At 65.6% G+C, this 19,684-nt stretch carries 17 protein-coding genes and 1 riboswitch; of the genes, 9 read left to right on the top strand and 8 right to left on the bottom strand.

Features of this window, described 5'->3' with window-relative positions; all coding sequences use genetic code 11:
* Positions 1-7: 7 nt before the first annotated feature.
* From tolA to NX775_RS10825, 5 genes are all read right to left on the bottom strand, one after another.
* A complete protein-coding gene (tolA, locus tag NX775_RS10845) occupies positions 8-1,090 on the bottom strand; it encodes a cell envelope integrity protein TolA (protein ID WP_258836030.1) in 1,083 nt (360 codons plus the stop codon).
* A 24-nt stretch (positions 1,091-1,114) separates the two neighbouring features.
* A complete protein-coding gene (locus tag NX775_RS10840) occupies positions 1,115-1,546 on the bottom strand; it encodes a biopolymer transporter ExbD (protein WP_258836029.1) in 432 nt (143 codons plus the stop codon).
* Between the two features lie 16 nt (positions 1,547-1,562).
* The gene (gene tolQ / locus NX775_RS10835; protein ID WP_183550516.1) at positions 1,563-2,246 is read right to left on the bottom strand and encodes a protein TolQ; all 684 of its coding nucleotides are present in this window, start codon (positions 2,244-2,246) and stop codon (positions 1,563-1,565) included.
* A gap of 23 nt (positions 2,247-2,269) precedes the next feature.
* Positions 2,270-2,674: a tol-pal system-associated acyl-CoA thioesterase gene (gene ybgC, locus NX775_RS10830; protein ID WP_183550519.1), complete on the bottom strand. Its 405-nt coding sequence runs from the start codon at positions 2,672-2,674 to the stop codon at positions 2,270-2,272.
* Between the two features lie 234 nt (positions 2,675-2,908).
* Positions 2,909-3,655, bottom strand: coding sequence for an SDR family oxidoreductase (locus NX775_RS10825; RefSeq protein ID WP_258836028.1), 747 nt, complete (start codon positions 3,653-3,655; stop codon positions 2,909-2,911).
* 174 nt (positions 3,656-3,829) lie between these two features.
* Positions 3,830-3,949, top strand: a riboswitch (ZMP/ZTP riboswitch).
* A gap of 99 nt (positions 3,950-4,048) precedes the next feature.
* On the opposite strand from NX775_RS10825, the gene glyA reads away from it, so the two are divergent.
* From glyA to NX775_RS10780, 9 genes are all read left to right on the top strand, one after another.
* A complete protein-coding gene (glyA, locus tag NX775_RS10820) occupies positions 4,049-5,296 on the top strand; it encodes a serine hydroxymethyltransferase (RefSeq protein ID WP_258836027.1) in 1,248 nt (415 codons plus the stop codon).
* Positions 5,297-5,369: 73 nt separating this feature from the next.
* Positions 5,370-5,837 carry a transcriptional regulator NrdR gene (nrdR, locus tag NX775_RS10815; RefSeq protein WP_183550526.1) on the top strand — a complete coding sequence of 156 codons (468 nt, stop codon included), beginning with the start codon at positions 5,370-5,372 and terminating at the stop codon, positions 5,835-5,837.
* 103 nt (positions 5,838-5,940) lie between these two features.
* On the top strand, positions 5,941-6,468 hold the full coding sequence (gene pilV / locus NX775_RS10810) for a type IV pilus modification protein PilV (protein WP_258836026.1): 528 nt from the start codon (positions 5,941-5,943) through the stop codon (positions 6,466-6,468).
* Positions 6,465-7,502, top strand: a complete 1,038-nt coding sequence (locus tag NX775_RS10805) for a PilW family protein (protein WP_258836025.1) — start codon at positions 6,465-6,467, stop codon at positions 7,500-7,502. Before pilV ends, NX775_RS10805 begins: the two co-directional genes overlap by 4 nt.
* Before the next feature lie 7 nt (positions 7,503-7,509).
* The gene (locus tag NX775_RS10800) at positions 7,510-8,154 is read left to right on the top strand and encodes a pilus assembly PilX family protein (protein ID WP_258836024.1); all 645 of its coding nucleotides are present in this window, start codon (positions 7,510-7,512) and stop codon (positions 8,152-8,154) included.
* 37 nt (positions 8,155-8,191) lie between these two features.
* Positions 8,192-8,662 (top strand): type IV pilin protein, encoded by a 471-nt coding sequence (locus NX775_RS10795; RefSeq protein ID WP_258836023.1) that lies wholly within the window; start codon positions 8,192-8,194, stop codon positions 8,660-8,662.
* Positions 8,659-9,252 carry a GspH/FimT family pseudopilin gene (locus NX775_RS10790; RefSeq protein ID WP_258836022.1) on the top strand — a complete coding sequence of 198 codons (594 nt, stop codon included), beginning with the start codon at positions 8,659-8,661 and terminating at the stop codon, positions 9,250-9,252. Before NX775_RS10795 ends, NX775_RS10790 begins: the two co-directional genes overlap by 4 nt.
* Before the next feature lie 51 nt (positions 9,253-9,303).
* A complete protein-coding gene (ribD, locus tag NX775_RS10785; protein WP_258836021.1) occupies positions 9,304-10,467 on the top strand; it encodes a bifunctional diaminohydroxyphosphoribosylaminopyrimidine deaminase/5-amino-6-(5-phosphoribosylamino)uracil reductase RibD in 1,164 nt (387 codons plus the stop codon).
* A 6-nt stretch (positions 10,468-10,473) separates the two neighbouring features.
* Positions 10,474-11,106, top strand: a complete 633-nt coding sequence (locus NX775_RS10780; protein ID WP_258836020.1) for a riboflavin synthase — start codon at positions 10,474-10,476, stop codon at positions 11,104-11,106.
* Here NX775_RS10780 and NX775_RS10775 read toward each other — a convergent pair.
* The 3 genes from NX775_RS10775 to NX775_RS10765 all read right to left on the bottom strand — a co-directional run bounded on the left by NX775_RS10775 (position 11,067) and on the right by NX775_RS10765 (position 19,496).
* On the bottom strand, positions 11,067-13,529 hold the full coding sequence (locus tag NX775_RS10775) for a hybrid sensor histidine kinase/response regulator (RefSeq protein WP_258836019.1): 2,463 nt from the start codon (positions 13,527-13,529) through the stop codon (positions 11,067-11,069). The two genes, NX775_RS10780 and NX775_RS10775, sit on opposite strands and share 40 nt — an antisense overlap.
* Positions 13,530-13,765: 236 nt before the next feature.
* Positions 13,766-16,708 carry a M16 family metallopeptidase gene (locus tag NX775_RS10770; protein ID WP_258836018.1) on the bottom strand — a complete coding sequence of 981 codons (2,943 nt, stop codon included), beginning with the start codon at positions 16,706-16,708 and terminating at the stop codon, positions 13,766-13,768.
* A 115-nt stretch (positions 16,709-16,823) separates the two neighbouring features.
* Positions 16,824-19,496: a two-component system response regulator gene (locus NX775_RS10765; protein ID WP_258836017.1), complete on the bottom strand. Its 2,673-nt coding sequence runs from the start codon at positions 19,494-19,496 to the stop codon at positions 16,824-16,826.
* Between the last annotated feature and the right edge of the window lie 188 nt (positions 19,497-19,684).

Raw genomic sequence — 19,684 nt, 5'->3', positions numbered from 1 at the left:
AACCGAATCAATCGTAATCGCGCATCGAGAAATTCACGTCAAGCGTACGTTCCACAGTCCCGTCCTTCTTTTTGGGCAGTGGCGATGCCTTCTTGATACCATTTTCCACTGCCCTGTCAAATTCCGGCACACCGCTGCTTTTCACCAACCTGACCGACATGATTTCACCGGTTGGCAATTGCTCGACGCGGAACGTGGCGCGTGGATTTCCCGATACATCGGTGTTACCCGGATACGCCGTGCTGCTCTTGATGGCCGCCGTGATCGCGGCGATATAACCACCGTCCGACTTCGGTCCCGTCGACTTGGCAGCGCTGCCGCCGCTGCCCATGGCGCCGGCCATGCGCTTGAGCTCATCGGCACGCAGCTTCGCGAGCTTGGCGTCTTCGGCAGCGGCTGCCTTGGCTTTCGCGGCATCCGCTTTCTTCTTCTCGGCAGCCGCTGCGACCTGATCGGCTTTCTTTTTCTCGTCCGCTTCTTTTTTCTTTTCAGCCGCTGCCAGCGCCGCTGCTTTTTTATCCGCTTCCTTCTCGGCTTGTTTCTTTTTCTCGTCCGCCTCTTTCTTTGCGAGCAGCTCTTTTTCTTTCTCTTTCTGCTTGCGCTCGGCGTCGTCCTTCTTCTTTTGCTCGGCGAGTTTTTCTTCGCGCTCGCGCTCGCGTTTTTCCGCGTCACGCTTCTCGGCCAGCGCTTTCTTCTTCGCTTCCTCCGCCTTGCGTTCCTTTTCGCGCTGCAACGCGATGTCGGGCGCCGGCTTCGGCGCCGGCTCTTCCACCACCGGTGGTGGTGGCGGCGGTGGCGGGGTGCGCACGGGTTCCAGCGTCGGCTCAGGCGCGGGTTTCGGCTCAGGCGTTGGCTCAGGCTCCGGGGCAGGCTCGGGCGGCAACTCGGGGGCGGCCGCGGTCTGCACCGACATGTCCCACACTTCGGCCTCGACGGTGATCGGCGTCTTGGCCGTCCAGCTCACGCCGATCCACAGAAACGCCAGCAACGCGGCGTGCACGGCCACTGCCAGCAGGAACGATGGCAGGCGGCTCGGTTCGGGCGGCACGTGGTACGGCACGCCGGCGTTGTCTGGCTTTATTTCGGGCATATTCTAGGCATCAATGCATCGACATCACTGGGTGGCCAGGCCAACCCGGTTGATACCCATCTTCTTGGCTTCCGAGATCAGTTGGATGACGTCGTCGTACTTGCTTTCGCGGTCGCCCGCGATCAGGACCGGATAATCGGGGTGTTCTTCATGCAGCGCGCGCAGGCGCTGCAGCAGGGCGGAGCGGTCGGCCACGTCTTCCTGGGCCACGCGCGCCTTGCCTTGCACGCCGATCGACAGGCGATTCTCGGGCTCGATCGACACCTGGATATAGGTGTCCGGCGGCAGCGCCGATTTCTCGGCGCGCGGCAGGTTCACCACGCTCGGCGCCTGGTTGGCCGGCACTGCCATGAAAATAATGAGCAGCACCAGCATCACGTCGATGTAAGGCACGACGTTGATCTCGGATTTGAGCTTGCGGCGACGTCCGCCGCGCATGCTGCTGGAAAAGGCCATGGACAGTCTCCCCCGATCAGCGCGACTGGCGCTGAAGAATGTTCGAGAATTCTTCGACGAAGCTCTCGAAGCGGTTGGCCAGGCGGTCGATATCGTGCGTGAAGCGGTTGTATGCCACCACGGCCGGGATGGCGGCAAACAGGCCGATCGCGGTCGCGATCAGTGCTTCGGCAATGCCGGGCGCGACGATTGCCAGCGTGGCTTGCTCGACGCTGGCCAGGCCGCGAAACGCGTTCATGATGCCCCAGACGGTACCAAGGAGGCCAATGTACGGCGAGACCGAGCCGACCGACGCCAGGAAGTTCAGGTGCGACTCCAGTGCATCGAGTTCACGCTGGAACGATGCGCGCATGGCGCGGCGGGCGCCGTCGAGCACCGAGTTCATGTCGAGCGTCTCGCGCGAGGCTTGCTTGCCCTTGATGAATTCACCCATGCCGGACTCGAAGATGCGGGCCAGGGCGCCGCTCTGGTCGCGCTGGCTGCTGGCGCTCTGGTGCAGCGTGTGCAGGTTGCCGCCAGCCCAGAAGCTGCGCTCGAACTGCTCGGTCTGCGCACGGGCGGCGCGGATCGCAAACACCTTACGGAAGATGTAGGTCCAGCTCACGATCGACAGCAGTAACAGCAAGGCCATAATCAATTGCACCAGCACGTGGGCATTGCCGATCAGGGCGACGAATGAAAGGTCTGGGGTGACGGTCATGGGCTATTTATTTAGGTATGTATTCAGGCGGCACGCATTTTAGCAGCCACGTGGTCGGGCAAGGGGCGCGGGCGCATTGTGGCAATATCGACACAACACACGGTCACGCTCGCCGTATTGAGCAGGGTTTCACCGCACCAGGCCTGCTGCAGGAACTGGACCGATGCACGGCCCAGCCTGGCAATACTGGTTTGTATCGTCAACTGGTCGTCGAGGCGCGCTGCCGCGTGGTAGTCGAGGGTTACATTCTTGACGACGAATGCAGTGTTGTCCGCATCGAGCAGGGCTTGTTGCTGTACGCCGAGTGACCGAAGCCATTCGGTGCGGGCGCGTTCAAAGAATTTCAGGTAGTTGGCATAGAACACAATGCCGCCAGCGTCGGTATCTTCGTAATACACCCTGACTGGCCAGTTAAATACTGAAGACATTGTTACTGCCGATACATGAACATGAGAAACATTCTACGCGAGTTTCCTTCTCGATATCACCGTTTCAGGTGACCGATCGTGGAAATTACTTACGTACCCCTCGCACAAAACAGTGCTTTTGCGCGGTAGTAGACTTGAAACTTGGCAAAAAGACCAATCACTGTAACATTTTCTCACAAATGGCGGGCATGCTCTCGGTGGCCATTCAGCGTACCCGCGCACGTGCCTGCGCGGTCAGGCGCGCTTGATCGTGAATGGCGAGAAGCCCTGGCAGGTTGGCATCAGTTCGATGCTGTTGACGTTCACGTGCGGTGGCAGCGTTGCGATCCAGTACGCGGTGTCGGCAATATCTTTTGCGCTTAATGGCGTCGTGCCTTCGTAGACCTTGGCTGCTGCTGAATCGTCACCCTTGAAGCGCACGTTCGAAAATTCCGTGCCGCCGGACAGCCCCGGTGCCAGATTGGTGGCGCGTACGCCAGTGCCGACGAGATCGGCGCGCAGATTGAGCGTGAACTGTTCAACGAAGGCCTTGGTGGCGCCGTACACATTGCCGCCCGGGTAAGGGTAGTGGCCAGCGGTCGAGCCGATATTGATCACCAGTCCGCTGCCGCGCGCGACCATGTCGGGCAGCACGAGACGGGTCATCGTTACCAGGCCTTTGCAATTGGTGGCGATCATGGTTTCCCAGTCTTCCAGCGGCACTTCGTGCGCCGGCACTGTATTAAGGGCCAGGCCGGCATTGTTGATCAGCACATCGATCCCCTTCCAGTCGGCTGGCAAGCCGGCCAGCGCCGTCTCGATCGATGCGCGGCTGGTGACGTCGAGCGTCACCGGCAGGGCGGCGTCGCCCAGCTCGGTCGCCAGATCGGCGATGCGGTCGGTGCGGCGGGCTGCCAGGATCACGCGGTGGCCGTTCGAAACGAAGGTGCGCGCCATTTCGGCGCCGAAGCCGGCCGATGCGCCGGTAATGAGGACGATCATGATGAATCCTTGAAAAGGGCAGTGAGGGGAATGTAAGAAGGCAAATGCAGGCTGGCAAAATTGTAGCCGAAATGATCAGGCCGACGTGGCGGGCAGGCGATTACGCCCGGGCTGGTCACCAGAACGGCGCTTTCCTTGCCCTTCAATGGGGAGTTCAGTACAATTTGCGGACTTTACGTCTCACGTAACTGGCGAAACACCGCACAAGCGCCACCGATTGGTGCGCGGCGCGGCAAAGGTGGGTACCCACCGGGGAACGTGAGACGCCATACGCCGTTCGCCTGGGCAGCCATCAACCGGTACGCGTTCGATCGCGGCTGCCCGCGCCCTTTGGCTCCCGCACCCGCACACAGCGCCGCTCGTTGCCTGGAATACTATCGATTGGAGTTTTACATGTTTGCTAAAGACCATACGCTGGCCAATGTCGATCCGGATCTGTGGAATGCCATTCAGAAGGAAAACGTCCGTCAGCAAGACCATATCGAGCTGATCGCGTCCGAAAACTACACGTCGCCAGCCGTCATGGAAGCGCAGGGCTCGCAACTGACCAACAAGTACGCCGAAGGCTATCCGGGCAAGCGCTACTACGGCGGCTGCGAATACGTCGACATCGTCGAGCAACTGGCCATCGACCGCCTGAAGCAACTGTTTGGCGCGGAAGCCGCCAACGTGCAGCCAAACTCGGGTTCGCAGGCGAACCAGGGCGTGTTCTTCGCCGTGTTGAAACCAGGCGACACGATCATGGGCATGTCGCTGGCCGAAGGCGGCCACCTGACCCACGGCATGCCGCTGAACATGTCGGGCAAGTGGTTCAATGTCGTCTCGTACGGCCTGACCGCTGATGAAGACATCGACTACGAAGCCCTCGAGCGCCAGGCGCACGAGCACAAGCCGAAGATGATCATCGCCGGCGCATCGGCGTTCTCGCTGAAGATCGACTTCGAGCGCATCGCCAAGGTCGCCAAGGCCGTCGGCGCCTACTTCATGGTCGACATGGCCCACTACGCCGGCCTGATCGCTGCAGGCGAGTACCCGAACCCGGTGCCGTTCGCCGACTTCGTCACCTCGACCACGCACAAGTCGCTGCGCGGCCCGCGCGGCGGCATCATCCTGATGAAGGCCGAGCACGAGAAGATCATCAACTCGGCCATCTTCCCTGGTATCCAGGGCGGCCCGCTCATGCACGTGATCGCCGGCAAGGCCGTCGCGTTCAAAGAGGCGCTGACGCCTGAGTTCAAGACGTACCAGCAACAGGTCGTCAAGAACGCCAAGGCACTGGCCGACACGCTGACCGCGCGTGGCCTGCGTATCGTGTCGGGTCGCACCGAATCGCACGTGATGCTGGTCGACCTGCGCGCCAAGAACCTGACCGGCAAGGAAGCCGAAGCAATCCTGGGCCAGGCGCACATGACCTGCAACAAGAACGGCATCCCGAACGACCCGCAAAAGCCGTTCGTCACGTCGGGCATTCGCCTGGGCAGCCCGGCCTTCACGACGCGTGGCTTTGTCGAAGAAGACGCCGTCACCGTGGGCAACCTGATCGCCGACGTGCTGGACAACCCGCACGACGCTGCGACCATCGAGCGCGTCAAGGGCGAAGTCAAGAAACTCACCAGCAAGTATCCGGTTTACGCCGCCTGATCTGGCTGACTCTGTCTATCCGGGCCGGTTCGCTGGCCCGGTAGTCTCCACGTAGTATTGCAGCCCCGGCGCCATGAAATGTCCCTTTTGCCAGCATGAAGATACACAAGTCCTCGATACCCGCGTATCGGAGGAGGGGGACGCCATCCGGCGCCGTCGCCGCTGCGGCAAGTGTGACAAGCGCTTCACCACCTATGAGCGCATCGAACTGTCGATGCCGATCATCGTCAAGAAAAACGGCAGCCGCACCGAGTTTGCGTCGTCGAAGCTGCGCGGCAGCCTGATGCTGGCGCTGCGCAAGCGGCCCGTGGCGGCCGAAGCCATTGACAAGGCCGTTGCCTCCATCGAAGAAAAGCTGCTCACCAGTGGCCTGCGCGAAGTCGACACCGGCCATGTGGGCGAGCTCGTGATGCAAGAGCTCAAGGGCCTCGACAAGATCGCGTACATCCGCTTCGCATCGGTCTACAAGAATTTCGAAGACCTGGATTCGTTCCAGGCGGCGCTGGCCGAAGTCGGGCACCAGCGCAAGCTCGACAACTAATTCCTTCCCAAGGTTCCCCGATCGGCGCGGCCTGCGCTTGCGCCGACGCACGGGCGTGCAAAGCCGGCCTGATAACGTCGTAGCTCGTTATCGGGAGGCTTGCATGCGCAACCATTCACACCACGGTTTTACGCTCATCGAAGTGCTGGTGGCGTTGTTCGTGCTCGCCATCGGCATCGTCGGCGCCAGCGCGGCGCAGCTGGCGGCCGAGCGCACGCGCCAGCAGGCAGCCCTGATGGCCGAAGCGGGCCAGCTGGCAAGTTCGCTGGCGGCGCGCATCGGCGCCAATCTGCCGCTGGCCAGCCTGCCCGATGCGGGCAATCCCTATCTGTCGCTCGACTACGACGCCGTCGCCGACGGCCCGCCTGTCGCCGCCGCCCCATGCTTCGGCACTGCCGCCTGTGATCCGCTGGCGCTGGCGGCCTTCGACCTCGATGAGACGCGCCTGCTCGTGCACCGGCGCTTTCCCGGCGGGCGCATTGCCGTATGCCGCGATGCGGCCCCGTGGGATGCCGCCAGCCGCCGCTATCGGTGGGCGTGCAGTGGTGGCGCGCATGCGGCGGTGGCGATCAAGATCGGCTGGCACGGCAACGATGACTTGCCGGCGTTCGTGCTGATGGTGGCGCGATGAGTATTTATCGGCACCGGCTTGTGCGCCAGGCTGGCTTTACCATCGCCGAATTCATGGTCGCGATGGCGCTTGGCCTGGCCGTGCTGCTGGCGGCTGGCTCGCTGCTGATCGGCGCGACGCGTGCGCATGCGGCGCTGCTCGAAGCGGCCGAGATGGATGATGCCGGTCGTTACGCGCTGGATGCGCTGGCGCGCGCCGTGCACCTGGCGGGCCACGTCGACTGGGCCGCGCATCCGGTGATCGATCCCGCGCTACCGGCTGCCATCGCCGGACTGGATGCGTCGTCGCTGACCCATGCCGGCGCCGGCATCGATGCGCCGCTTCCGGCGACTGTCAACGGCAGCGACGTGCTGGCGCTGCGCTTTGCCGGCACCGGCGCGCCGCCGGACGGCGATGGCGGCACGCTCGATTGCGCCGGGTTTCCCGTGCACCGCGATCAGGAAGGCTGGAGCATTTTTTATGTTGCGCGTAATGCGCAGGGCGACGCTGAACTGCGCTGCAAATACCGGGGCGCCGGCAGCTGGTCGTCCGATGCCGTGGCAGGCCACGTCGACAGCTTCCAGGTGCTGTACGGGCTCGATACCGATGGCGATGGCGCGCCCAACCGGTACGTGAACGCCAGCGCGATCCGGGCGCTCGACTCGGCGCTGGTGCTGGCCGGCTCGACTCCAGGTGAGCGTGCTGCCGATCTGCGCACGCGCAGTCACTGGAAGCACGTTGCGAGCGTGCGTGTGGGCTTGCTGTTGCATGGCCCGCGTCAGGCGCCTGGTGTGGGCGCGGGCCTCGTCCATTGGCTGTTCGGTCCGGGGTACGACGGTGCGCTGGCGGCTGCCGATCCGGGTGTTCGGCTGGCGGCGGCCGACCTCGATCGTGGCGGCGATGCGCGCATGCACAAGGTGTATGGGGCGGTCATCGGGGTGCCAATCGCGGTGCCGATTGCGGTGCCAATTGCGGTGCCAAATGTGGTGCCCGTCGCGGTGCCTGTCGCTCCACCCAGCGTGCCACCTTCTGCGCCGCCGGTGGCCGCGCGTTGAGCAGCATATGCGCCATCAACGTTTTCCCGTGCCACGGCGCCAGGATGGCATCGCGCTCATCACCGCGCTCGTGCTGATGCTGGCCGTGCTCATGACGGGCATCGCCTCGGCGCGCGGCGCACTGCAAAGCACCCGCGCCGCGGCGTACGAACGCGATCGCGCGCTGGCCCTGCACATGGCCGAAGCCGCCTTGCTCGATGCCGAACACGATATCGACGGTGGCGCGGCGCCAGGCTCGGCGCGCGCCAACGCCATCCGTGGCGGCAATACGGACGCCTTCGTCGGCGCGTGCCTGGGCGCCCGACCCTACAACGGTTTGTGCGCGCACGACGCCGACGCCGATGGCCAATTGACCCGGCTGGCGCTTGACGATGGCCCGGCCATCGCGTTCGGCACGTTCACCGGCGCCACGCTGCCGACAGGGGAGGGCGGCTTGCCACTCGAGACGCCACGCTACCTGATCGAGCTGATGCCGGCGTCCGCCGACGGCCAGCTCTACCGCATCGCCGCGCGCGGCGCCGGCAGCATGCCGGGCGCCGGGGCTGCCGTGCAGGCCTATTACCACCTGCCAGCCGCCGGCGGGCATGGGCGGCGCGTTGGCTGGCGCGAGATCGGCAACTGGTCCTCGCTGGTTGCCGCCGCATCCGAATGACGCACCCGGGCAAACAGTCGCAAACAGGAGCAAATTCATGACACGACACCGCAACGGTTTCACGCTGATCGAATTGCTGATGGTGCTGGCAATCGTCGGCATCCTGACATCGGTGGCCTATCCGTCGTATGCGCGCCAGATCGTCAAGGCGCGCCGGGTCGAAGCCCAGTTGGCGCTGCTCGACCTGATGCAGCGCCAGGAACAATACCGCGCCCAGCATCACAGCTATGTCGCGTTCTCGATGGCCAGCAGCACCTCTGACACGGGCCAGTTCCGCACCTGGCTTGGCAACAGCGCCGCCGCCAGCGCCTATGAGCTCGACGGCGAGGCCTGTCCGGAGCAGTCAATTGCCGCCTGCATCGTGCTGCGTGCGCGGCCCGGCACGGCCAATGTCAACGCTGCGTTTTCCGATCCGGAATGCGGCACGCTGACGCTGGCCAGCACCGGTGCGCAGGGCGCCAGCGGCGCGAGTGCTTCAAGCGGCCCATCCACACGCTGCTGGCCATGACAGTCCATCGTGTGACCACGCTGCCCCGCGCCATCCTGCGCCGCCACTGCACCGGTCTGTCGATGGCGGAACTGGCCGTGGTGCTGGGCATGGTGGCGATCACGTCCTCGCTGGCGGCGCCCGGCTTGCACCGGATCGTGCAGGGCCAGGAGCTGCGCGTGGCCGCAGCCGACCTCTACAGTGCGGTCCAGCTCACCCGGTCGATGGCGATCGCCCGCAACGAGCCCGTGATCCTGACATGGAACGACGCGGCCGGCATCGACTGGTCGCGTGGCTGGACCGTGTACGTCGATCGCGACAACAATCGCCAGGCGGGCGCAGGTGACGACATCCTTGCCGTGCGCGCCACGCTGCCGCAGGGGGTGCAGGTGACCTATTCCTTTGCCAGCCCTGCAGCCCCGCAATACATCGCCTACAATGGCGCGGGACGCAGTTGCAGCGATACGAGCAGCGCCGCGGCACGGCCGGGCACGCTGTCGCTCTTCCACGGCGGCGGGGTACGCCGTATTAAAATCAACATGCTTGGCCGCCCGCGCCTGTGCAACCCGGCGCGTGACGCCGGCTGCGATGGCGTCGCCGCGCCGCCCTGAAGTAAGACTGAAAACAAGACTGAAAACAAGCGCATTGCACGATGCGCACCGATGAAAGACCACGTGACGCACGACAGCCAACCCATTCTCAACGACACCGAAGGCATGGCCGCGGCGCTGGCCTGGGCGGCGCGCGGCATGTTCATCACGGCGCCCAATCCGCGCATCGGCTGCGTGATCGTCAAGAACGACATCGTCATCGGCGCCGGCCACACGCAACCGGCCGGCCAGGCGCACGCAGAAATCCAAGCGCTGCGCGACGCCGCCGCGCGCGGCAACGACGTGCGTGGCGCCACGGCTTATGTTACGCTCGAACCGTGCAGCCACCACGGCCGCACGCCGCCTTGTTCGGACGCGCTGATTGCTGCCGGCCTGGGGCGCGTGGTCGCCGCCATGGTCGATCCCAATCCGCTCGTCGCTGGGCGCGGCCTGGCGCAGCTGGAAGCGGCGGGCATCGCAGTGCGTTCCGGCATCATGGCGCGCGAAGCGCAGGAATTGAATATCGGCTTCTTCTCGCGCATGGTGCGCGGCCTGCCGTGGGTGCGCCTCAAAGTGGCCGCCAGCCTGGATGGCGCCACGGCCCTGGCCGGCGGCGAAAGCCAGTGGATCACCGGGCCGGATGCGCGCGCCGACGGCCATGCCTGGCGCGCCCGGGCCAGCGCGATCGTCACCGGCATCGGCACCGTCAAGGCCGATAACCCGCAGCTCACCGTCCGGGGCCTGGCCACGCCGATGCAGCCGCGCCGCGTGATCGTCGACAGCCGCCTCGAGATCGATCTTGATGCGCATATCCTGCAGGGCGAACCGTGCTGGCTCGTCGCGGCGGCTGAGCAACCGGGCGACGAGAAAGCCGCCGCCCTGCGCGCCGCCGGCCACGAGGTGCTGTACCTGCCGAACGCCCACGGCAAGGTCGACCTGCCGGCGCTGATGCGCGAACTGGGGCGGCGCGAAGTCAATGAAGTCCACGTCGAAGCAGGCAGCAAGCTCAATGCCTCGCTCGTGCGCGAAGGCTGCGTCGACGAACTGCTGGTCTACCTGGCGCCCAGCCTGATCGGCCCGGGGCAGGGCATGTTCGACCTGCCGCCGCTCACGCAACTGACCGAGCGGCGCCAGTTGCGCTTCCACGACGTCACGCGCGTGGGCGACGACCTGCGCATCCTGGCCCGCTTCGCCGAAGCTGCTTCCCCATCCTCTGCTACCCCCAACAAGGAATAACGTCGTATGTTTACTGGAATCGTCGCCGCTGTCGGCACCATCACTTCCGTCGCGCCGCTGGCCGGCGGCCTGGACGCCGGCGTGCGTCTCGCCATCGATGCGGGCCCGTTGTCGCTGGCCGATGTCGGCCTGGGCGACTCGATCGCCATCAACGGCGCCTGCATGACCGTCACCGAAAAGAGCGCCACCGGGTTCACGGTCGACGTCTCGCGCGAAAGCCTGAACAAGACCGTGGGCCTTGACGCACCCGGTGAAGTCAATCTCGAGAAAGCCCTGACGCTGGCCGAGCGCCTGGGCGGACACCTGGTGTCGGGCCACGTCGATGGCCTGGGCGTCGTGCACAGCTTCGAGCCGGTCGGCGAATCGCGCGAACTGATCATCGATGCGCCGCACGAGCTGGGCAAATTTTTGGCCTATAAAGGGTCGATTGTCGTCAATGGCGTGTCGCTGACCGTCAACCGGGTGCACGACCTGGACGAGGGCGGCCAGAAAGTCTGCCGCTTCTCGATCAACCTGATTCCGCACACGATCGAGGTCACCACGCTGCGTCACCTGGCGGCCGGTTCGCGCGTCAATCTCGAGATCGACCTGATTGCGCGTTACGTCGAGCGCATGCTGGCAGCCACCACCGCCAGGTAGTCGAGCACCCGGCTCGAGTCCACCGGCTTGGTGAAGTGTGCATCAAAGCCGGCGGCGCTCGAGCGCGCCAGGTCGTCCTGCGCGCCCCAGCCCGATACGGCGACGATGGTGCAGCGCTCGAGCCCGGCGATCTGCCGCAGGCCGCGCGCCACGTCGTGGCCCGACATGTCCGGCAGGCCGATATCGAGAAACACCACTTCTGGAACGCATTGCGCGGCCATCTGCAACGCCTGCTGGCCGTCATGGGCGACCGTAACGGCGTGGCCCTCCATCTCGAGCAGCATCGACAGCGTCACCGCCGCATCGACATTGTCGTCCGTGACGAGAATGCGTAATGCCGGCGCAGCCGGCGTGTCCTGCGCGGCGACCTCCTCAAGCGGCGCCGACGCTGCCGGCGTTTCATCGAGCGCGAGCCTGACCACGAAGGTGCTGCCCTTGCCGATGCCCTCGCTGTGCGCACTGACCGTGCCGCCATGCAAATCGACCAGCTGTCGTACCAGCGACAGGCCGATGCCCAGGCCGCCCTGTGCGTGCTGACGGTTGCTGCCCACCTGGCTGAACATCTCGAACACCGATTCCAGCGAGGCGGCGGGAATACCGACGCCGTTGTCGGTGACGGTGATGACCGCGTGGGCGCCGTCCTGCGTCACGCGCAGCGACAGCACGCCGCCTGGCGGCGTGTACTTGGCCGCATTGGTCAACAGGTTGCCAATCACCTGCGCGATGCGGGTGGCATCGGCCTGTACCGGCAGCGGCGCAGCGTGCAGCTGCAGGTCGAATGCATGGCGATGCTTGTCGATCAGCGGCAGGCTGGTCTCGACCGCATTGGTCACGATGGCGTTCAGGTCGACGCGGGTCTTGCGGATCTCCACCTTGCCGTTGGTAACGCGCGCGATGTCGAGCAGGTCGTCGATCAGGTGCGCCAGTTGCCGGACCTGGCGCTCCATCATGTCGCGCACATTGGCCGCCACGGCGGGGTCGCGAGGCCCGACGCGCAGTAATTCCAGGCCCGTCATCAAAGGGGCCAGCGGATTGCGCAGTTCGTGCGCCAGCACGGCCAGGAATTCGCTCAGGTTGCGGTTGGCCTTGGCCACTTCATCGAACAGTTCGCGCTGGCGGGATTCGGCCAGGCGCAGCGCGGCTTCGGTGCGTTTGAAGGCGTCGATGTCGGTGACGATCGCCACGTGGCCGCGCGTGACATCGTCGCGGCCCTTGAGCGGCACGGCTGCCACCTGCGTCCAGATCTCGACACCATCGTCGCCCAGGTAGCGCGCTTCGATGCCCGGCACGACGCGCTCGCCGCGCGATGCCCGTGCGCCGGCGAAATCACGGCGCTCCAGCGGCCGGCCATCTGCATCGAACGCGGTCCAGCGCATGTAGCGCTCTTCGTCCAGTGACGGCAGCACGCCGGTGGGCAGGTAGCGGTGCATTGCCTGGTTCGACAGCAGCAGCTTGCCGTCCTGGCCGGCCACGGCCACGCCCACCGGCAGGGCGTCGAACATCGTGACGAGCGTGTCGCGCGTCTCGTGCAGCGCCTGTTCGGTGCGCTTGCGGTCGCTGATGTCGAGCACGTTGCCGACAAAACCCAGGAAGTCGCCGTTCGCCGCAAAGCGCGGCTGTCCTGTCGCAATCACCCAGCGGTACCCATCGACGACATGCCGCAGCCGATGCTCCATGCTGAATGGCACGCGGCGCGCATTGGCATCGACGACGGCGTGTAGCGCCGCGTCGCGTTCGTCGGGATGCACGGCTGCCGTCCAGCCGAACGCCAGGCTCGTTCCCCGGTCCTGGGCCGTGAATTCGTGCCAGGCGCGCGACAAGAACGAGAGCTTGCCATCGGGCTCAGTCACCCACAGCATGGCCGGCGCGGCGTCGGCCAGGTCCAGAAAGCGCGATTCGCTGCGCGCCAGCGCACGTTCTGCCAGGCGGCGCTGCAGGATGGCAGCGGCCTGGTTGGCAGCCACGCCCAGCAGCAGGCGCTCGTGTTCGGACGGAAAGCCGGCGCGCCGCGCGCCGATGACCACGACGCCAAGCTCGCTGCCAATGCCGAAGCGGGCTGTGCCGAACTGCAGCGGCGCGTCGTTGGCATGCAGGGTCGCGGGCCGCATGTCATGCGGGTCGGCCGACCCGATGGCGGCGTCGAGCGCCGCGCGCGCAGCCGCCAGCATCGCCCCATCATCGTCATTGTCATCGTTGCGCCGGAGGCGAATCGTGTCCAGTGGATCGATCTCGCCCTTGCCCGGCAGGTGGATACCGACCAGGGCCAGGTCCAGCGTCGTGCGCAGGAAGCTCGCCAGGCTGTCGATGACCCCCTCCGGCGGCAGGTCGCCCCAGATGGCCGGCAGGGTAGTCATCGCAACCAGATCGCGCGTGGTCTTGCGCAGGCGGTCGATCTCGGCGCGGTATTCGTCGGGTGAATGCATGTGGCTGCAGACTCAGTGCGCCGGCATTACGCGGTGGTGTGCTTGGGCGCCATGCAACAGGGCGCTGGCCAGGTGAACCGGGTGATCGGGCATGCTCATGGATTGTTACCAGTAGAGCGCCGATGGTGCCTGGCGCCGGCGTTGATGTGTACGTGGGTGAATGCCCGCTGCGGGCACGCATAGTATAGACGATGCGCGCCGGCAGCCCGAAAGCCCAGGCCGGCGCGCCTGGCGGATCAGGTGCCCGGCAGCGTCGGCTGACCCGGCTGGCCCGGCTGACCCGGCAGCGCTGCAGGCAGCGCCTTGGCCACATTGGCTGCCTTGGCGGCCGCTTCGGGATTGAGCACCACCTGCACATAGTTCTTCGTGTCGAAGTAACGCCGCGCCGCCGCCTGCACATCCTGCGCCGTCAGCGCAGCCACCTGCTGCTCGACCTTGAGGATCGACGCCGGGTCGGTGCCTTCGGTCAGGCTCGATTGCAGGTTCGCCACCCAGTAACCGTTCTCGCGCAGCGAGCGGCGGTGGTTCTGGATCCAGCCGGATTTCACTTTCTCCAGCTCGGCGGCGTCCGGCCCGTTTTCTTGCAGGCGCTTGATTTCGGCAAACGTCGCGGCCACGACCTTGTCGACATTTTCCGGCCCGGTGGGCAGATTGATGCCGATCGAGTAGTTCCCGTACGGGATCTTGCTGAGCGCGCCGCTGGCGCCGCCGCCGTAGATCATCGCCATCTTTTCGCGCAGCACCTCGATGATGCGCAGATTGGTCACTTCGATCAGCGCCGACAGGCGCAGCTGCTCGGCCTCCGAGAATTCAGCCGGACCCGTGAAGTTGATCGAGATACTGCTCTTGGGCTCAGTGCCGCTGCGTACTTCGCGCTTGACCACGCCCGTCACCGGGCGCAGGCCCACGTCGCGGTACGCCACCGGCAGCGCGGGCGTGGGCAGGGTGCCCAGATAGCTGGTCAACAGCGGCCGGATCGCTTTTTCGTCGAAGCTGCCCACCAGAATGAACGTCATGTCCTTCGCGCTCGAGAAACGCTGGCGGAAGATGGCGATGCTGCGATCGAGGTCGATCTTGGCATACTCGTCGGCCTCAAGCGAGCGGGGTGCGCGCGGGTGATTGCCAAACAGCGCCGACACCACAGCGTCGCCGAAGCGCCGCCCCGGGTGGCCGCTGGCGTTGCGCGCAATCTCGGCCTGCTTGTCGATATACGCGTGGAACAGATCTTCGTCGCGGCGCACGCCCGCGAACTTCAGCCACAACAGCTGCAGCATCGTTTCGATGTCGGTGGCGCCCGAGGCGCCTGCGATCACGTCGGTGTAGCTGCCAAGGCCCACGGTCACGCCGGCCGCCTTGCCCGCCAGGATCTTGCGCATGTCCAGCGGCGTGAAATCCTTCACGCCCATGCTGGCCACGATCGCATTGGAAAAGCGCGCATTCAGGATGTCCTGATCGGGAAACAGACTTTGCCCGCCGGGGCGCGCCGCGCTCAGCACCACCTGGTCATTCAGGAAGTCGGTGGGTTTCAGGATCACCTTCACGCCGTTCGACAGGCTCAAGCGCGTCAGGCCCAGCGCCTTATCGTGCTCTTCGTGCGTGATCGTGCCCGGTTGCGCCGGGCGTTCCATCAGGCGCGCCGCCAGCAATTTTTCATCGTACGGTTCGACCGGCAGGCGCGCGGCCTCGCTCACCGCCGCCAGCAACTGCGGCCCGGTGGGCGTGTCAGGCTTGGCCACGCCCGTGTACAGCACCAGCTTGCCCGAGTCTTGCGGAATGGTGCGGCGCGCGTAGGCGTTCATTTCGGCCTGCGTGATGCCGGGCACCAGGTTCTGCACGTAGCGGTATTCGGTCTCGATGCCGGGGATGGCTTCGTCCTGCAGGAAGTTGCGGATGTACTCGGCGGCGTAGGTGCCCGAATCGCTCTTGGCGCGCTCGTTCCAGGCCTGCTCGTAGGTGCGCATCAGGTTTTTCTTGGCGCGTTCGAGTTCCTGCACGCCGAAGCCGTGCTGGCGCGCCCGTTCGTTTTCCTGCACCAGCGCTGCAATCGCGGGCTGCGCGCCGCGCGGGCCGATGGCGGCCGACGCGTTGTAGGCGCGGTAGCGCGGGGTCAGCTTGCCCAGCGAACTGCTGGCGCCCAGCCACGGTGCATCGGGCAGTTGCGAGATCTCGGCCAGGCGCGCACTGAGCATCGACGCGAACAGGCCCTGCACCAGCTCTTCGCGGTAGGCGCGCACGGTGCCCAGGTCGCGCACCGGTTGCACCGGATAGCGGATCAGCACCGCATTGCCATCGGCTTCCGGATCCGTCACGACCAGGGCCTCGGTATCGGCGCGCGCCGGAATCGCGGCGTAGTCGCGCGGGCGCGGCGTGGCCGGATTCTTCAGGCGCGTGAAGTGCTGCTTGACAAGCTTCTCGGCCTGCGCCGGATCGATGTCGCCGACGACGACCACCGCCATCAGGTCGGGCCGGTACCAGTCCTTGTAGAAGTGCTTGAGCGTCTCGGGCTTGAAATTGCGCAGCACGTCTTCGCGGCCGATCGGCAGGCGTTCGGCGTAGCGCGAGCCGTTGAACAGGCGCGGATAGATCTGCTTGCCCATGCGGTCGGCGGCGCCTTTGCCCAGGCGCGCTTCTTCGAGGATGATGCCGCGCTCCTTGTCAATGGCGTCAGTATCGAAGCTCACGCCATGGGCCCAGTCTTCCAGCACCTGGAAGGCGCGGGTGACATTCTGCGGCTTGTCGGTCGGAATCGGCAGGATGTACACGGTCTCGTCGAACGAGGTGTAGGCATTCAGGTCGGCGCCGAAGCCCACGCCGATCGATTGCAGGTACGACACCAGCTCGTGCTTGCGGAAATTGGTCGAGCCATTGAACGCCATGTGCTCGACGAAGTGCGCCAGGCCGCGCTGGTCGTCGTCTTCCAGGATCGAGCCGGCCTTGACGACCAGGCGCAGTTCGAGCTTGTGTTCGGGGCGCGCATTGCGCTGGATGTAGTAGGTCAGGCCATTGGCCAGCTTGCCGACCTTGACCTGCGGGCCGACCGGGATCACGGCGTCGAGCTGCAGCGCGTCCATTTTCGAGACGGCTGCCTTTGGCGCGCTGGCCTGCGGCGCACTGTGCGCCAGTGAGGACACGCACACCAACGCGGCCAGGCAGGCGCCGCGTACGAATTTGTTGCTCATTGGGGGTTCCCGGTGACTTGATCGGTGCATTTTACAGCGCGCCCATCCGTGCACGGCTGGGCTTAAGGCTGCGCTAACGAACGCCGCACCAGAAGATGCGGCGCCACAAGAGCACTTACAGCTTTACGCCGCCCAGCGCCAGCAGCCCGGCCATCTCGAGCGCCGGAATAGGGCGGCCATACAGATACCCCTGCATCACGTCGCAGCCGAGCAAACCGAGAAAATCGCGCTGGCCGATCGTCTCGACGCCTTCGGCCACGACGGCCAGCGACAGGCCCTTGGCCAGCGCGATGGTGGCCTGGGCAATCGCTGCGCTGCGCTGCTCGCTGGTGATGTTGCGCACGAAGGTCTGGTCGATCTTGAGTTTGTCGAGCGGGAAGCGCGACAGGTAGCCCAGCGATGAGTAGCCGGTGCCGAAGTCGTCCAGCGAGAGCGAGACGCCCAGCGCGCGCAGTTCGGCCATCTGGGCCTCGGCCGCGCTGCTGTCGCCCAGCATCACGCTTTCGGTCAGTTCGACTTCGAGCCAGCGCGGTGCCAGGCCGCTGTCGCGCAGCGCGCTGCGCACCACCGAGACGACGGCGCCGGCCTTGAACTGGTGGGCAGAGACATTGACCGCCACGCGTACCGGCGCCAGGCCTGCATCCTGCCAGGCCTGGTTCTGGAAGCAGGCTTGGCGAATCACCCATTCGCCGATCGGATGGATCAGGCCCGTGTCTTCGGCCAGCGGGATGAAGTCGGCCGGCGAGACATTGCCGATCTCGCCGCTGTTCCAGCGCAGCAGGGCTTCCATGCCGACCAGTGTGCCGTCCAGATGGGACACTTGCGGCTGGTAGTGCAGCGCCAGCTCGTCGCGCTCGATCGCGCGCCGCAGGCGCGTTTCCAGCGCCAGCCAGCGCAGCGCCTCGGCATTCATCTCGCCCTTGAAGAAGCGGAAGCCATTGCGCCCCGATTCCTTGACGTGGGTGAGCGCCGCGTCGGCCGCCTTGAGCAGGTCGCCCGGCGCATCGCCATCGCGCGGATAGATGCTGATGCCCACGCTGCCCGTCACCACCAGATCGTGACCGCCTACGCCATGCGGCTCGGCGACGGCGTCGATCAGCTTCTGGGCGCAGTAGATGACGTCGTCGGTATCGTCGAAATCGGTCATCAAGAGCACGAATTCATCGCCCGACAGGCGCGCCACGGTGTCGGTCGGGCCAGCCAGCGCGCTGACGCGGCGCGCGACTTCGCGCAGCACGGTGTCGCCGGCAGAGTGGCCCAGGCTGTCGTTGATGCGCGAGAGCCGGTCGACGTTGAACAGCAGCAGCGCGACCTGGCTGGCATCCTGGCGCGCTGCCGCCAGGGCCTGGCCCACGCGGTCGTTGAACAGCGAGCGGTTCGGCAATTGCGTCAGCGCGTCGTGATTCGACAGGAAATCAAGCTGGTGGTGCGCCGCTTTCAGCGCCGACATATCGGTCGACACCGACACATAGGCCGTCAGGTTGCCGGCATCGTCGCGTACCGCGCTGATGCTCATGCTGGCCGGGTAGATTTCGCCGTTCTTGCGGCGGTTCCAGATTTCGCCGCGCCACTGGCCGTCTTTTTCGAGGCAGTTCCACATGCTGGCGTAGAACGCGGCGTCGTGCCGGCCCGAGCGCATGAAGCGCGGGTTGGTCCCCATGACATCGGCTTCATGGAACCCGGTGATCGTTTCGAAGGCCGGATTGGCCGCGACGATGTTGGCGTCGGCGTCGGTCATCAGGATCGCTTCCTGGGTGCTGTCGAACACCTGGCGCGCCAGTTCCAGCCGGTGCTCGCTGTCGCGCAGCGCGGCGTCGGAATCGGCGCGGGCGATGGCCTCGAGCTGCAACTGCGCCGCGTGGTGCTGCACCACTTCGTACAGGTTCAGGTTTTCGTAGGCCACCGCCAGTTGCGCGGCCAGCGCCGTGGCCCAGCGCTCTTCTTCGTCCGTGAAGGGCGCAGCGTTGTCGGCGCGCGTGCAATACAGCCAGCCCAGTGGGTGCTGCAGGTCGTGGACCTGCAGGCCGAGCAGGTGCACGACGCGCGGATGGCCGGCGGGCAGCGTGGCCAGCAGCGTATCGTCCGCGTCCAGCCGCAATGGCGCCCGGGCGCGCAGCAGCACGCCCGGCAGGTCGTGCTCATCCAGCGCGGATGGCAACAGCAGGGCGGCGTCCACACCATACGTGCTCAGATGGCGCACGCTGCTTTCCGAGCTGCCCAGCAGGCACAGGGCAACGCAATCGGCGTCGAGCACGCGGCGCACGGCGTCGACAAATGCTGCGGCCAGCGCCTCGACCCGGCGTTCGCCGACGAGCATCATGCACATGCGTTCGAGTTCGCCGAGGCGCGCGCCCAGGTCGAACGGCAGGGCGCGCTCGTGCTCTGGCTCGGTGACAGGGGAGGGCGCCGGCGCGCCGCCGGCCACGCCCAGTTCGGCGTCGACAGCCTCGAGGATGCGGTGCGGGTCGGCCGGCTTGCCCAGCACTGTGGTCACGCCGCAGCGCGCCGCCATCGCCACCGTTTCGCGCTCGGAGTACACGGCCGAGAAGAAGATGACACGGGTGTTTTCCAGCGCCGGCTCGGCGCGCAGCTGCTGGACGAACTCGTAACCGTCCATCGTCGGCATCAGGATGTCGGTGATGATGAGGTCAGGCAGCTCGGCGCGCGTAATCGCCAGCGCGCAGGCGCCGTTTTCGGCTTCGAGGATGCGGTGCCCGGTCAGGCCGAGCAGGGCGCTCAGATAACTGCGGTTGCTGGGCCGGTCGTCGACAATCAGAATGGTCGCCATCAGTAAGGCCTGCCGCTGGCAGTGGTGCCTGGAGAGCGAACGGGATGAACTAGCGGCATGGCAACTCCGTCGGAAAGACTGCCGCGGTGGAAGGGTAAATACGGCAATAATGTGTTAATCATAATCCAGTTGGTGACGGTCGTGCCGCGGGCTTGCCACGCGAATGAACTAGCTTAACAATTAACCGA

This window comes from Massilia aurea (genome assembly GCF_024753205.1).
In the GTDB taxonomy this organism is placed as follows: domain Bacteria; phylum Pseudomonadota; class Gammaproteobacteria; order Burkholderiales; family Burkholderiaceae_D; genus Telluria; species Telluria aurea.
This window is presented reverse-complemented; position numbering and strand designations above follow the sequence as displayed.

What these genes read in the sequence shown, in the direction of transcription:
- ribD (WP_258836021.1), top strand. Translation starts at nt 9,304, where the DNA reads ATGAAAGACCACGTGACGCACGACAGCCAACCCATTCTCAACGACACC.
- ybgC (WP_183550519.1), bottom strand. Translation starts at nt 2,674, where the DNA reads ATGTCTTCAGTATTTAACTGGCCAGTCAGGGTGTATTACGAAGATACC.
- NX775_RS10790 (WP_258836022.1), top strand. Translation starts at nt 8,659, where the DNA reads ATGACAGTCCATCGTGTGACCACGCTGCCCCGCGCCATCCTGCGCCGC.
- pilV (WP_258836026.1), top strand. Translation starts at nt 5,941, where the DNA reads ATGCGCAACCATTCACACCACGGTTTTACGCTCATCGAAGTGCTGGTG.
- nrdR (WP_183550526.1), top strand. Translation starts at nt 5,370, where the DNA reads ATGAAATGTCCCTTTTGCCAGCATGAAGATACACAAGTCCTCGATACC.
- NX775_RS10800 (WP_258836024.1), top strand. Translation starts at nt 7,510, where the DNA reads ATGCGCCATCAACGTTTTCCCGTGCCACGGCGCCAGGATGGCATCGCG.
- NX775_RS10825 (WP_258836028.1), bottom strand. Translation starts at nt 3,655, where the DNA reads ATGATCGTCCTCATTACCGGCGCATCGGCCGGCTTCGGCGCCGAAATG.
- tolA (WP_258836030.1), bottom strand. Translation starts at nt 1,090, where the DNA reads ATGCCCGAAATAAAGCCAGACAACGCCGGCGTGCCGTACCACGTGCCG.
- tolQ (WP_183550516.1), bottom strand. Translation starts at nt 2,246, where the DNA reads ATGACCGTCACCCCAGACCTTTCATTCGTCGCCCTGATCGGCAATGCC.
- NX775_RS10780 (WP_258836020.1), top strand. Translation starts at nt 10,474, where the DNA reads ATGTTTACTGGAATCGTCGCCGCTGTCGGCACCATCACTTCCGTCGCG.
- glyA (WP_258836027.1), top strand. Translation starts at nt 4,049, where the DNA reads ATGTTTGCTAAAGACCATACGCTGGCCAATGTCGATCCGGATCTGTGG.
- NX775_RS10840 (WP_258836029.1), bottom strand. Translation starts at nt 1,546, where the DNA reads ATGGCCTTTTCCAGCAGCATGCGCGGCGGACGTCGCCGCAAGCTCAAA.
- NX775_RS10770 (WP_258836018.1), bottom strand. Translation starts at nt 16,708, where the DNA reads ATGAGCAACAAATTCGTACGCGGCGCCTGCCTGGCCGCGTTGGTGTGC.
- NX775_RS10795 (WP_258836023.1), top strand. Translation starts at nt 8,192, where the DNA reads ATGACACGACACCGCAACGGTTTCACGCTGATCGAATTGCTGATGGTG.
- NX775_RS10775 (WP_258836019.1), bottom strand. Translation starts at nt 13,529, where the DNA reads ATGCATTCACCCGACGAATACCGCGCCGAGATCGACCGCCTGCGCAAG.
- NX775_RS10805 (WP_258836025.1), top strand. Translation starts at nt 6,465, where the DNA reads ATGAGTATTTATCGGCACCGGCTTGTGCGCCAGGCTGGCTTTACCATC.
- NX775_RS10765 (WP_258836017.1), bottom strand. Translation starts at nt 19,496, where the DNA reads ATGGCGACCATTCTGATTGTCGACGACCGGCCCAGCAACCGCAGTTAT.